Source organism: Sulfurovum xiamenensis, from assembly GCF_030347995.1.
GTDB classification, from domain to species: Bacteria; Campylobacterota; Campylobacteria; order Campylobacterales; family Sulfurovaceae; genus Sulfurovum; species Sulfurovum xiamenensis.
Genome location: NZ_JAQIBC010000007.1, coordinates 32,820 through 46,960, shown reverse-complemented (window position 1 = coordinate 46,960; position 14,141 = coordinate 32,820). Strand labels below are relative to the sequence as shown.

General features: G+C 39.5%; 13 protein-coding genes. 12 read left to right on the top strand and 1 reads right to left on the bottom strand.

The annotated features are described in order from the left end of the window. The first annotated feature begins 33 nt into the window (after nucleotides 1–33). Entirely contained in the window at nucleotides 34–1,023 is a 990-nt protein-coding gene (locus PF327_RS09195) for a ribonuclease T2 family protein (protein WP_289402270.1), read from the top strand. Beyond that, complete coding sequence (locus PF327_RS09190; RefSeq protein ID WP_289402269.1) at nucleotides 1,020–2,306, top strand: ATP-dependent DNA helicase; 1,287 nt, start codon at nucleotides 1,020–1,022, stop codon at nucleotides 2,304–2,306. Before PF327_RS09195 ends, PF327_RS09190 begins: the two co-directional genes overlap by 4 nt. Here the strand turns inward: PF327_RS09190 and PF327_RS09185 are convergent. After that, complete coding sequence (locus PF327_RS09185; protein ID WP_289402267.1) at nucleotides 2,296–2,976, bottom strand: diacylglycerol kinase family protein; 681 nt, start codon at nucleotides 2,974–2,976, stop codon at nucleotides 2,296–2,298. The genes PF327_RS09190 and PF327_RS09185 overlap by 11 nt on opposite strands. Before the next feature lie 35 nt (nucleotides 2,977–3,011). On the opposite strand from PF327_RS09185, the gene PF327_RS09180 reads away from it, so the two are divergent. The 10 genes from PF327_RS09180 (at nucleotide 3,012) to PF327_RS09135 (ending at nucleotide 14,009) form a co-directional block, all read left to right on the top strand. Then, nucleotides 3,012–3,656 carry a paraquat-inducible protein A gene (locus PF327_RS09180; RefSeq protein WP_289402266.1) on the top strand — a complete coding sequence of 215 codons (645 nt, stop codon included), beginning with the start codon at nucleotides 3,012–3,014 and terminating at the stop codon, nucleotides 3,654–3,656. Beyond that, nucleotides 3,653–4,252, top strand: coding sequence for a paraquat-inducible protein A (locus PF327_RS09175; RefSeq protein WP_289402264.1), 600 nt, complete (start codon nucleotides 3,653–3,655; stop codon nucleotides 4,250–4,252). Before PF327_RS09180 ends, PF327_RS09175 begins: the two co-directional genes overlap by 4 nt. Next, on the top strand, nucleotides 4,253–5,845 hold the full coding sequence (locus PF327_RS09170; RefSeq protein ID WP_289402262.1) for a PqiB family protein: 1,593 nt from the start codon (nucleotides 4,253–4,255) through the stop codon (nucleotides 5,843–5,845). Continuing rightward, entirely contained in the window at nucleotides 5,845–6,408 is a 564-nt protein-coding gene (locus PF327_RS09165) for a PqiC family protein (protein WP_008243473.1), read from the top strand. The genes PF327_RS09170 and PF327_RS09165 overlap by 1 nt, the downstream gene beginning before the upstream one ends. Before the next feature lie 100 nt (nucleotides 6,409–6,508). After that, nucleotides 6,509–7,666 (top strand): MFS transporter, encoded by a 1,158-nt coding sequence (locus tag PF327_RS09160; RefSeq protein WP_289402261.1) that lies wholly within the window; start codon nucleotides 6,509–6,511, stop codon nucleotides 7,664–7,666. After that, entirely contained in the window at nucleotides 7,656–8,303 is a 648-nt protein-coding gene (locus tag PF327_RS09155) for a phosphatase PAP2 family protein (RefSeq protein WP_289402260.1), read from the top strand. The genes PF327_RS09160 and PF327_RS09155 overlap by 11 nt, the downstream gene beginning before the upstream one ends. 136 nt (nucleotides 8,304–8,439) lie before the next feature. Further along, the gene (locus PF327_RS09150) at nucleotides 8,440–9,021 is read left to right on the top strand and encodes a TetR/AcrR family transcriptional regulator (RefSeq protein ID WP_289402259.1); all 582 of its coding nucleotides are present in this window, start codon (nucleotides 8,440–8,442) and stop codon (nucleotides 9,019–9,021) included. Nucleotides 9,022–9,033: 12 nt separating this feature from the next. Continuing rightward, entirely contained in the window at nucleotides 9,034–10,281 is a 1,248-nt protein-coding gene (locus tag PF327_RS09145; RefSeq protein ID WP_289402258.1) for a TolC family protein, read from the top strand. Continuing rightward, a complete protein-coding gene (locus PF327_RS09140; RefSeq protein ID WP_289402257.1) occupies nucleotides 10,278–10,976 on the top strand; it encodes an efflux RND transporter periplasmic adaptor subunit in 699 nt (232 codons plus the stop codon). The genes PF327_RS09145 and PF327_RS09140 overlap by 4 nt, the downstream gene beginning before the upstream one ends. 6 nt (nucleotides 10,977–10,982) lie before the next feature. Next, nucleotides 10,983–14,009, top strand: coding sequence for an efflux RND transporter permease subunit (locus PF327_RS09135; RefSeq protein WP_289402256.1), 3,027 nt, complete (start codon nucleotides 10,983–10,985; stop codon nucleotides 14,007–14,009). Nucleotides 14,010–14,141: the final 132 nt, after the last annotated feature.

The following is a 14,141-nucleotide window of genomic DNA, read 5'->3' as shown; positions in this document are numbered from 1 at the left end:
TATAATACTTTAAAAAATTCAGGGTAGCATAGCATGAACCAACTCATCCTTATATTGATGCTTTTCAGTGTTTCGCTTCTTGCAAGAGAAGAGATGTTTCCTACTCAGGAATGCCCTGCATTTAATAACATGAAACATACGCAAAATACCCATGGCGTACATTTGGATAAAGAGAAAAAATATACGATACTCAGACACTATAAAGGACAAAATCTCATAGTGGTGAAAGGTGAGCAGCCTGCACAGAGATGGGTAGATGACAGTTGTTTTCACAAATATTCAGACTCTACCAACCCTCTCAATGTTAGAAGAGCAGGTAGTAAGGTTCTTGATATCGATGATGGGCTTGATCAAACTCAAAAATATGATAATAGTAACATCTCAAAACAAAACATTTTGACTCTCTCCTGGCATAATGCTTTTTGTGAAACGCATAGAGTGAAAAAAGAGTGTCAAAGAAGCCTGTTTGCTTTTGGCAGATTTAAGTATCGTGAAAAACATTTTGTACTGCATGGGTTGTGGCCACAGCCTAAACATAACATCTATTGTGGAGTGGAGAGTCACACCGTGATGTTGGACAAACATAAGCAATGGAACAGACTTCCAGATATCGCTTTAAATGATGAGATAAAAGGAGGTCTACAAAAAGTGATGCCGGGAGTTGCTTCAAGTTTGCATAAACATGAATGGATCAAACACGGTACCTGTTACGGTACAGATGCTAACAGATATTATAAAGATGCTATACAGATGGTAGAACAGGTCAATGCTTCCAGGGTAGGCGATTTTTTCAAAAAACAGATAGGCAAACGTGTGACACTTCAACAAGTACGTGCAGTGTTTGACAGAAGCTTTGGATTGGGTGCTGGAAAACGCGTAGAGCTGAAATGTAATAAGGGACTTATCATGGAACTTTGGTTGCATATAGGAGCGGGAAGTGATGATCTAGGTGTACTTTTAACGCAAGGAAAACAAACACGAAGCCATTGTCAGGGTGGATTTGTAGATAAGGCTGGGTTTTGAGTGATAAAGTCGATGTATTAGAAGCACTGAAACATTCCAATGTTTTTTTGACAGGTGGTGCAGGGGTAGGAAAGAGCTATATTACCAATGAGGTGATCTCTGACTACCGAAAAAGAGGGAAACAAGTCGTCTCTTTGGGCTCAACAGGTGTGAGTGCAGTGAATATTGGTGGTTTTACGGTACATAGCTTTTTTGTTTTCGGTATCGCAAATAACTTTGAAGAATTGGCTGCAGGAGACAAACGTGCTAAAAGCCGGCTTTCGGACCTGAAGAAAGTACTCAAAGCTACAGATCTTATCATCATCGATGAAATTTCCATGGTGAGTACGGACCTAATGGATATGATAGCCTACAGACTGAACCACTACGGATATCTTGGAAAAGTACTGTTTGTAGGAGATTTCTTTCAATTGCCACCGGTACAAAAACAGCAGAATAGAGCTGATGTCTTTGGAGAAAAGCTCTATGCATTTGAGAGTCTGGCTTGGGAACGTTTCGATCTGACAGTGATTGAACTGATCGAAATGAAACGTACTAGAGATGCAGAGTTCACACATATCCTATCCAAGGTCCGCAAAGGACAATGCGATGAGGAAGTGATCCATTATATGACAAAACTCTGGAACAATGAAGGGTTGGAGAAAGACCCGACCTATCTTTTTGGTCGTAACCTAGAAGTGGAACAGACCAATCGAGCAAAGATCAATGAACTTGATACCGAAGAGACCATACTCTTTGCAAACATAGAGATGTTCGGATCAGTCCATGAAAAAAAACTGACAGGCTGGAAAAATATGCTGCCTATCTCCGAACATTTAACCCTCAAAGAGGGGGTTCCCATCCTTTTTACCGTGAACAAATGGGGAAAGTTCGTCAATGGAGAGAGAGGGATCCTCAGAAAGATAGAAGAGGACCATCTCATCGTAGAGAAAGAAGATGAATTCGTACGTGTCGAGAGACATGATTTTGATCTGGTTGATATGCTGGTGAAAGATGATGGTAGCGTTGAGACCATGTCACTTGCCACACTTTCACAATTTCCTCTGAAGCTGGCCTATGCCGTGACGATACACAAAAGCCAGGGGATGAGTATAGACAACCTTGTCTGTAACGTGGACAATATCTTCGCACCCAGTCAATTCTATGTGGCTATATCACGTGCGATCAACCCTAAACATCTGAAAATAGATTTTAACAGAGGAGATCTGACACAGTATCTGAAACGTGTGATTAATGTGGATAGACGTGTTGTAGAGTATTATGAGAATCTTGTTACTTCGTAAGTATGTTTATATATCCTGCCGGCTTGATATGTAAAAGATTATCTTCTATTGTGACAATGTCACCATCAAGTTCTATATGATTATAGGTATCTTCTAGTTCGATCGTCATCTCTTTGACCTCTCCGTAAAAACTACCGAATTTTTTGATGAACGATGCAGGGGTGAAGATGAAAAAACGGTTCGAACTCATTAGCATAAAGGGTGTCATGATGAGGTGTAGGGGTAGTAAGAAAAGAAAAGCAAGCAGATATTTCCCCATGTTGTTTTTAATCAGCCCAAAACGCAGTGTTTCAGCAAGGAAGATATGCTGAAGGTCACCCATATTTCCTGCAGAGAAAAGAAAGATTTCCTCATTGAGAGTAAAGTAAGGGTGTTTTTGTGTTGGGAGGGTCTCATTATTGCCCAAAGCATCGAGCAAGGTTTGGAGCTTTGGTACTTTGTGCAGTTTTGCAACCACATTAAATGAGCCTATAGGATTGAGTATGAAATGTGCCGAGTATGTCATCGTATGAAGTTGTTTGATGACACGCCTGATCGTACCATCACCACCAGAGATGATGATATAGTCAAATGCTTCTATATCTGGCAGTGTATGTAAGGATACCCCTTCTATAGATACTATATCGAGTTTGTCATGTTGTAGTGTTTTACCTATAGAGAGAATACGCATTATGGTCCTTAGTTATATCAGCTATAATTATAGCTATGAAACTTGAAAATGAAGATGCACTTGATAACCTTATCCTCTGTGAGCAATGTTTTACACTGCATGAAGCGTTACCTCTGAAAGATGGTACGAAGGCATGCTGTTCATCATGCGGGGCAGTACTCTACAGATATGACAGTAAACTGATTGATCATGGTCTGGCATTGAGTATCACGGGCCTTGTGTTTTTTTTATTGGCCAATGTCTTTCCTTTGGTACAGATAGAGATACTGGGGCATGGACAGTTCATTACGGTCCCTAAAACGATTTTTTCTTTGTTTGAATATGGGTTTTATTTTGTAGGGGTCCTTTGTACCTTTCTTATTTTTATTTTTCCTTTCATGGTCTTTACGATCAATATGCTGCTTTTTACGCTTTTAAAGATGAAACGGGGTAAGAAGCTAACCAAAGAACTTCTTGTTTTGCTTGCACATATCAAGCCTTGGAGTATGACCGATATATTTCTGATCAGTATACTCGTCGCACTGGTAAAATTGATCGGGTATGCACAAATTCATATAGGTATTGCATTTTGGGCACTCATGGTTTTTGTACTGATCGACCTTTATATTGTCAAACGTATGCATCTCTTTGACCTATGGATGTTGAGAAAAAGAATCGTATGGGATGAGGATACAAAGTGATAGAGATAGACGAAGACAAACTTATAAGATGCCCGATATGCGGGGCTGTGAATATAGATAAGGGGAAAGAGAACCGGTGTCGCCGTTGTGATTCTGCTATCTATCATCACAAACGTTTTAGTACAGAAAGATCCTGGGCATACCTTATCACTGCTATGATCGCCTATATACCTGCCAATATCTATCCTATGCTCATCACGAAACAGTTTGGTAGTGAGGAGGGCAATACACTCTTGGGCGGTGTTGTCATGCTATGGGAACATGGTTCCTACCCTATCGCTATGATCATCTTTGTTGCATCCATCCTGATACCTGTACTCAAGTTTCTTGTTTTGATTTATTTGTTGATTAGTGTAAAATACCCTATAGGGAAAGATAAGAAAGTCAATAAGCATAAACTGTATTATATGACAGAGGTCATAGGTCCATGGTCTATGATTGATGTTTTTGTGGTTGCTATACTTGCAGCACTCATTCATCTTGCCAACATCGAGATCATTGCGGGAATGGCAGCAACTGCTTTTGCACTCTCAGTATTTTTTACACTTTTAGCAGCACATGCTTTTAATGAACGTCTAATTAAGGGATATCAATAAATGTCAACACAGCGACCTACAATAGAAGAATCAAGTAAATTCAACCTTATTACCTCCATATGGATCGTGCCATTTATCGCATTTATTATAGCTGGATGGTTGGCCTACCAGTATTTTGCTGAACTCGGACCTGAAATAGAAATTGTTTTTCCAGAAAATGCAGGATTGCATGCAGGACAGAGTCAAATTAAATACAGAAATGTACCTATAGGTACAGTAAAAAAGATCGTATTGCAAGAAGAGGGTGAAGGTGTGACGGTGATCGCAAGAATGGAAAAATCTGCTACCCCGTATCTTAATACCCATGCAAAATTCTGGATCGTTAAGCCTGTAGTAGGTATATCCGGTGTTTCAGGTCTGGAGACATTGATATCCGGAACCTATATCGATATGTATTCTGCCAAAGGCGGAGAAACCAAAAATTTTTTTCATGGTTTGACACAGGCGTATAGGTATACAGAAGATGGTATGTATTTTCAACTTAGTGCACCCTCAAGCTACAATGTCAAAGCAGGTACACCTGTCTATTTTAAAAATATTGAAGCGGGTCAGGTAGAACATGTCAATATCTCTTTGGATGGACAGGGTGTTGAGTTTGTAGTGTTCATCAACAAACTTTATGTACCTTATGTGCACAGAAGTTCCAAGTTCTGGGTCACGAGCGCTGTCGAGATGAGTCTGGCTCACGGTAGGCTTGATGTTAATGTAGCACCTGTGACGCATTTAGTACAAGGAGGTATCGAATTCTCTTCTACGGGAGAAGATGCTTCTAACACGGTACCTGAAAAATTTGTTTTCCGTCTTTACAAAAATGCTAATCTGGCAGAAGGACAGGTGATAGGAAAAGGTGGAGATTTTATCAATACCTTTGAAATTTTGACTGAGGATTCCATCGCTAAACTCAAAAAAGGTGCATTGGTACAGTATGAAGGGTATGAAGTAGGACGTGTAAAAGATATTAGACTTTCCTATAATATGCAGTCACATAAGATACTGGGGCAGATCCTTGTTGATATAGATCTCTCCTCATTTGCTTCAAAGCATGATGATGTAACAAGTTGCCAACAAAAATTCTATCAAGCTTTAGAAGAGGGTTTAAGTGCAAAAATATCTTCTGCAGACCCTTTTACAGGTACACTTTTTGTTGACTTGGTCTTTGATACGAACACTACGAAAAGAAGTATTATACATGGAGAGCATTTTGTACGTCTTCCTTCTGTCCCTAATGATACAAGAGGCATAATCGATGGAGTTGAAAAACTGGTTGCTTCTTTAAATAAAGTGGTTGATGAGAGTGCAGAGCCTTTACAGATAATAGTAGCAGACCTACAAAAGACTGTGAACAATCTCCATGCAATGACAGAGGCAAAAAACTTTAAAACGATGCCAGATGAGATGAATAAAGCCATGAAAGAGTTGACAACAACACTCCGTACAGCTAAAAAAGTACTCAAAGGGTATGACAGTAATTCTCTCTTAACACATCAAATTTCTCAAACACTTAAAGAGGTGACAGAAACATCTCAAGAGATGGAGGAGTTCCTTAAACTGATGAACCGTAAACCAAATTCACTTATTTTTGGAGATAAATAATGATCAAAATTAAACTATTATTAACAGTGTGGGCTCTATTGATAGTAAGTGGCTGTGCCTTGAATAACTATTATGTCCTTTCAACAGCTTCACAACCTAAAGAGAGTTATCCTTACAAGTCTCAAATAATAGGGGTTGAGAAAGTGAAGGTACCCAAGTATCTTTTTAAAAGAGAGATCGCTGTTGCCAAATCATCAAACCATGTTATATTTTTAGGGGGCTCAGCATGGGCCGAAGATATGGATGCCGGATTGACAAGCAGACTGATCTCCTTTTTGCAAAAAAAGTTCAAACAACCCGGTGTGTACCCATATCCTTGGGGTGTTGATGGTCAGCCCGACATCAAAATAAACGTGCAAGTATCACGTTTTATTGCCCAAGAAGGTACGGTTTATCTTGATGCAAGCTGGGAAGCAAGAGATATGAAAACAGACAAAAGGGTACTTAAATTATTTAGTACAACTTTCCCAACAAGTATGGATGCTGGCAGTATAGTAGATGCTATGGACAGAGCATTTGCACAGCTGGAAGAAGATGTAGCTAGAGGAGTCAGGGAACTTTAGTATGTTTTACTGACTGCTTTACTGGATACACAGACCAATATTCTAAAGCGAGGGAAACGATCATGACAGATCTGAATACGCGTGAGATATAAACAAGACTATGAAACGTATCAATAAAAATGTCATTATGCTGGGTTGGGTAAGTTTTTTTACCGATATGGCTTCTGCGATGATTATGCCCATTTTACCTATCTTTGTTGTAGTGGTCTTGGAGGAGGGGATGGACAAACTGGGTATTATCGTAGCGATATCTACTTTTGCCTCTTATGCGCTTCGTTTAGTATCGGGTTATATTTCCGACAGATATGGTATTGTCAAACCCTTGGTCGTGGCAGGATATGCTTTTTCTGCGTTGAGCAAGCCTCTGATAGGATTGACACAAGGGTATAAAACAGTAGCAGGTTTACAGGTAGCTGAGAGATTGGGGAAAGGGCTGCGTTCTGCGCCTAAAGATGTGATGATCGTTCAGTATAGTACAGCACGTGCATCGGGTAAAACCTTTGGTTTTCATAAGATGATGGATATCGCAGGAGAGTTGAGCGGTGCACTACTACTCTTTGTACTGCTTTGGTACTTTGGTCAGAGTGAAACGGTCATGCGTAATATCTTTTATGCTACTTTTCTCCCCGGTATCATAGGACTTGTGATCGTAGCATTTTTTGTACGTGATGTCCCTAAGCCGATCAGCCACCGCGAACAATCGTTTACATTGACACAGAATGACAAAAAAACGATCGGTGCACTGTTTTTTTATTTTTTATTTTTGCTTTTTGTTTTTAGTCCTTCTTTTTTTACGATGCAAGCTAAAGCGGTGGGCATTGCCACAGCTGTCATCCCTCTGCTCTTTGTTGTCTCTTCTGGAGTACAGACAATGAGCAGTTATCTTTTTGGTATACTCATTGATCGATTTGGTGTGAAACGTGTCTTGGCATTCTCTTATGCTTGTGGTGTAGCTTCTCAAGGATTTTTAATGCTTAAGAGTCCTTTTTTTACTTGGATCGCCTATGCTTTTCTGGGACTTTTCACCGTGGCTTCACTAAATGCAAACCGTGCGTTTATAGCACAGAGTGCAACCAATAAAGGCTCAGTCTATGGCGTTTTTTATGCAGGAGTAGCACTCTTTGGGGCATTAGGTGCATACATCGCAGGACTCATATGGGAACATTGGAATATGCAGAATGCATTGATATACTCTTTGGTGGGGACTTTAGTCATGACACTGTTGTTTTTTTTGATGAAGGTTCGTCATGAAAACTAAAGTATTCACATTTTTTTTTACAAACAAAGCAGTGATCATAATGAATATTCTAGGTTTTTATCTGTTTGCAAAAATTACAGAAGATGTGGTAGAAAAAGAGTATATCCTTGTGATAGATCGATGGATAGAGACCCATATCAATGCTATACAAACTCCATTATTGACTAAGTTTATGGTTACGCTGACCCATTTCAACGGTGCGATAGGTATTTTTGTTTTTTCACTATTGATGATGCTTTTTTTGGTCTATAAGAGATGGTATAACGATCTTTTGTTCTATTTCTTTGCTGTATTAGGTGCAAATATAGCCTATATTTTTATCAAAATGATCGTGCAACGTGTAAGACCGAGTTCAGATATACTTTCGATAGCAACCCACTCTTTCCCCTCAGGGCATGCAACAATGGCAACTGCCATGGCATTGGCTCTTTATTTTATACTTGCTCAAAGAGTCTCTTCTCTGGGTTTACGATCAGTCATAGTGATGGCTTGTATCGTTTGGCCAATTATCATTGCTTTTTCTAGAGTTTATCTGGATGTACATTGGTTGAGTGATGTGCTTGCAGGCATAGGGCTGGGAGTGTTTTGGGTAACGTTGATAGAATTGATAAACAGGCTTAAGAAGATAGTGGGTTAAACTGTATACTCAAAATAGAATGCTTAAAAATTACAAAATGGTCAGTAGATCTATATAAGAGATCCAAAATGTAATTATAAATAAAATATGCTATACTTCTTTCATTGACCGACGGTCAGTCATATAAAGGAATACTATGGCAATTATCGTAAATAAGGAAGAAAAGCGTAGGAATATAGCACTTTCATGTAGAGAATTACTCTTGGAACAGGGGATAAATTCACTTACCATATCACAGATCGCAAAAACAGCAGGTGTGGGAAAAGGAACGATCTATGAGTATTTTGAAAACAAGGAAGATATTGTTTTTGAAATCATTACAACTTTTATTTCCGATCATGAAAAAGAGTTATTGGCATTAGTGGACACACCCATCACTACAAGAGAGAAACTGTTTCATTTCCTCTATTTCTTGTTTGAAAATGAGATAGCAGGGAAGCATCTTAATGTGTATCAGGAATTTCTTGCTATTTCACTCTCTAGTGAACCAGAAGCAATGCTGGTTTTCAGTGAAGAGTGCAGAAAGAAATTTACCATGATACTCGATCTGATTTTAGAAGCGGGCAAAGCTTCAGGAGAAATTGAGAAGACTATGCCTATTTCTTCCAGTTCTTTAACTTTGTTTGCTACAGGTTTGGTCGTGGACTCCCGTTTAGAGTCATGTGATATCAAAAAAGAGATAGATCTGTTTTTGGACATGATCTTGCCATCTAAATAAGAAGGATAGTAGATGAGAATTTTTTTAGGTTTGTTATTACCTTTATGTATATTTGCTCAAAGTTATGGTTTGAGAACGTTGGTAGAAAATGCCAATAAAGAGAACGGATTGATCACAGCAAAAGAGATACGTATCAAAGCAAAACAAGAAGAGATGGAGGCAGCCAAAAGTGCTTACTGGCCAACTGTGGATATCGGAGCAAGCCATAGCTATGTCTCTCCAACAAATATAGTGAACCCGGGACAAACTTCAAGTGCATTTGCTACGGTGAACTTTGAGATTTATGACGGTGGCAGAAAAAGTGCCTTACTTGATGCTAAGCGATTTGAACATGAAGCAGCTCTTTTTGAAAAAAGTGCGTTTGAAAAAAGTATCACGCTTGAGATCGTACATCATTATTACGGATTGCAGAAGCTCAAGGCAACACTGCAAGCCCTGGAAGAACGTTCTGTTGAGTTGAGTGCACAGATCAAGCGTATCAAAAAGTTTAAGAGTGCAGGCCTCTCTACACAAGAAGAAGTAGATAAACTTCAGGCGGAATTTGACAGTAATAACTATACGATGGCGAATACGCGTTTGGAACTGATACGAAGTGAAAAAAATCTACAGCTTCTAAGCGGTCTGCCTGTTTCACAGTTACAAAGTGACTCTTTTAAAGAACCTGAAAATGTAAGGTTTGAAACTTTTGAAAATATTAAAATACTTGAAGCCAATGCCAATGCCATCGGTGAACAGTCCAATGCCATCGATGCAGGATACAAACCCCAGATAAGCATATCTGATACCTATAATAAATCACGTTTTGATGATACCGTTTCTATGGGTGATCTTAGTGGAGATGGCTTACTATTGGATCATCAAAACAAATTAATGATCTCGGTGAACATGAGACTTTTTGACAACGGAAAAATGGCAAAAGAGAGTGAAGCAGTAAAGTATCAGAAGTTGGCATTGCTCTCAGAGATCAATCATGCAAAAAAAGAACAGCAAATAAATTATGATCTGTCACAAAAAAGTTTAGAAACAATACGTACAAGACTTAAAAGTGCCAAAAGTGCTTTGCGTGCTGCAAAAAGTACGTATGATGTGCTTAAAAAGAAATTTGAGGTTGGGTTGATCGACAATATTGCTTTTCTTGATGCATTGACCCAAAAGACAGTTGCGCAGTCACGATACAAAGAGACACTTTATGATTATGAGATCGGAAAATCGATCTATTACTATTATGCAGGGAAAGACCCAAAGGAGTTTATTAAATGAAAAAAATGATCGTTTTACTATTTGCAGTATTGCATTTGAATGCAGAGGAGATCTATGCGACATTTGATGTCAAAGCGGAAAAGAGTGCCTCTTTGGCATTCAGCAGCAGCGGAATTGTTGGAGAGATGAAGGTGGACATCGGTTCAGTTGTGAAAAAAGATGAACTGCTCGCTGAGCTACTCAATGATGATATTGAAGCGATGGTTGAAGTTTCAAAAGTGGCTTTGAAATATGCGCAAAGTGATTATGAACGACAAAAAAAGGTGCAGCAGCATATTAATGTCTCTTTGTTTGAGAGTTATGCCTATAAATATGATAATGCAAAAGTCCAACTTAAGTATCAGGATGCACTTTTAGAGAAAACCTATCTGCGTGCCCCTTTTGACGGAATTATCACTGCAAAGCATATTGAAGTCGGAGATGTGGTCAGCGGTCAAATGATCACAGAAGTATACGATATACAAAGTCTCAAGGCACGCAAGCTTATTTTAAAATTCGATCAGAAATATCATAAGAAAGTAAAGGTCGGTGACAGTTTTAAATACAAAGTAGACGGGGATGATACTCTCTATACCGGAACGATTTACAAAATCTATCCAACCATCGATTCCAGATCAAGAAAGATGTTGGCAGAGGTCAAAGCTGAGCGTTTCCCTGTGGGACTCTTTGGTGATGGATACATTACAGTAAAGTAGGAATGCATGTATAAATTTTCCATAAACAGACCTATCACAACATTGATGGGGGTATTGTCCTTTATAGTATTTGGATTAATGTCCTATAACACGATGCCTGTCAATCTTTTTCCCAATGTCGATTTCCCCGTTGTAACCATTCAAACGACTTACGATGGTGCTGATGCCAGTACCGTGGAAACCAAAGTGACAGATAAACTGGAAGAGGCGGTCAGCGGGATCGATGGGATCGATAAACTGATGTCAACCTCTTATGAAGGATTCAGTACTGTCACCATACAGTTTGAGCTTTTTAAAGATATCGATGAAGCGACCAATGATGTACGTGACAAGATCGGTTCTGTACTGCTTCCTAATGAAGTGGAGAAACCGATCGTAAAAAAACTGGGTGCAAGTGGCGTGGTGATCAACCTCTTCATTGCTACTAAAACAGGTGATGTGACTGCACTGATGCGAATGGCAGATGAGAAGATCAAACCTAAACTACAACGGATCAAAGGTGTAGGTGAAGTCAATATCATTGGGTATCAGGATAGAGAAGTACGGATTTTTGTTGACCCTTTTAAACTCAATAAATATGATCTTACACCTCTTGATGTTCAAAATATCGTTGCTGCTCAGAACATTAACCAAGGGGCAGGTAAGCTTATCAGTGATCAAAAAGAGACCGTGATCAAGGTGAAAGCGGATGCCATCAGTGTGGAGGATCTTCGAGAGTTGATCATTAAACCGGGAATCAAACTGAAAGATGTTGCACGTGTTATAGATGGATTGAGTGACAGCAGCAGTTATTCCTCATACAATGGGAATCAAGGTGTGATGCTTGAGGTGAAAAAGATCTCCGGTGAAAATGTATTGGATATCATTCACGGGGTAAAAGAGGTAATGCCTCGCCTTAAAACAATTGCAGGTGAAGACTACACTCTGCAATTGCTTCAGGACCAGAGCGACAAGATCATGGTCAATATAGACAATGTGACCTTTGACCTTATCTATGGATCCATACTGGCGATCATCATTGTATTCTTCTTTCTTAGAAATGTGACTGCAACGATCGTTTCTGCATTGGCCATTCCTACATCGATCATTGGGACATTTGCCATTATTGACTGGTTGGGGTATGATCTGAATAAATTGACACTGATAGGACTTACACTGGCTATCGGTATCTTTATTGATGATGCGATCGTTGTGATTGAAAACATTACTAAAAAGATGGAAGCAGGAATGGAGCCATTTAAAGCATCTCTTGAAGGGATCAAAGAGGTGTCATTTTCCATCTTGGCGATCTCTTCAGTGTTGTTAGCAGTATTTGTACCTGTGGCTTTTATGGATGGTATCGTGGGTATGTTCTTTAATTCTTTTGCGATGACCGTAGCTGCAGGGGTTGTGATCTCTTATCTGGTTGCAGTAATGTTCATCCCGACGGTCGGAGCAAGGGTATTAAGTGCCAAGGAGAGTAAATTTTTTCATTTGACAGAGCCACTTTTTGTCAAACTAGACAGAGCGTATGTAGCGCTACTCAAACCATTGATCCGTTTTAAATGGATCACTATTCTGGTCACGATCGGTGTATTGGTTTCCTCAACCAAACTCTCTACAGGAATGGATTTCGTGCCGATGCAGGACAACAGTGAGTTTCAGGTATTTACCAAGGCACCGGTAGGAATAAGCTTGGAAGAGATGAAGAAAAAAATGAAGCCTCTACTTGAGAAAATGGAGAGTGATGAGAATATAGAGTATTCTGTATTGTCCATTGGTTATAACAGTGCCAAGGAGATACATAAAGCAAAGATCTATGCAAAGCTCAAACCTGTAGCGCAGAGGTCTGTTTCTCAAGAAGATGTTGTACAGCAGTATACCAATGAATTCAAGACGATCAAAGATATGGTCGTGACGGTTGAAGAGGTTGCACCGTTTGATACGGGTAGCAGTAATGCACCCATACAGATCGTTGTAACCGGAGATGATCTTGAGGTACTGAATAAAACGACACAGAAATTGATGGATCTACTCAAAGAGACTAAAGGTGCAGTAGGTATCGATAGAGACTATGAGAGTGGAAAACCAGAAATAAAAATCGATATTTTAAGAGAAAATGCACAGCGCTCTGGCGTAAGTGCCGATGAGATCGCAGGTATCTTGTCAAGTGCCTATTCAAGTGACAGAGCAATATCCTACTACGAAGAGAATGGCCGTGAGTTTGATATTACCTTGCGTTTTGAAGATCAATATCGAAGCACGATCGATGATATTAAAAAACTCCAGGTCAAAAACAGTGACGGTGAATTTGTTTCGCTTGAAGGATTGATCACTTTTGAAGAGCATACCGGTACAGCATCCATCAACCGTTACGACCGTGAGCGTAAAGTGATGGTGACATCAGGTATGTATGAGACCAGTTTAGATGTTATTATGAAAGTAGTGGATGATAAAATCGGTGAAATACTGCCTGTAGGATATAATTACCGTTATACGGGAGATATTGAAAATATGGCGGATACGAATGCTGCGTTTGGTGCTGCAGTACTCTTGGCAGTCATTTTGATCTATCTGATCCTTGCTGCACTGTATGAGTCTATCATTCAGCCATTCATTATTATGGTAGCCATGCCACTTTCCTTTACAGGGGTTATCGTGGCACTCTATTTGACAGGAAACAATTTCTCTCTCTTTGTCATGATCGGGATCATTCTCCTGCTTGGAATGGTAGGAAAGAATGCAATTTTGGTGGTCGACTTTGCGAATCAGGCGATCAAAGAAGGTAAAGAGGTGAATGAAGCCATACTGGAAGCGGGGGAAAAAAGACTTCGTCCTATCTTAATGACCACTTTTGCTATGATAGGTGCGATGCTTCCTCTGGCATTTGGAGGCGGAGCAGGGCATGAGAGTAATGCACCAATGGCATTGGCGATCATCGGAGGACTGATGAGTTCCACTATTTTGACCCTTTTGGTGGTTCCGGCTATTTACCGTATTATGTACCCGATGGATGCATGGCTCAGGAAATGGTATGAAAAAGGAAAAATATGATCCTTGTGCTGTTTTTAGGATGGCATGACTTTAGCAATATGGTGTATAGATATCTTTTATAGTTTATAATTATGTTACAATACATTCATTAAATCATATTGACCGGCAAGGATGTTTATGTCTATAGGACAT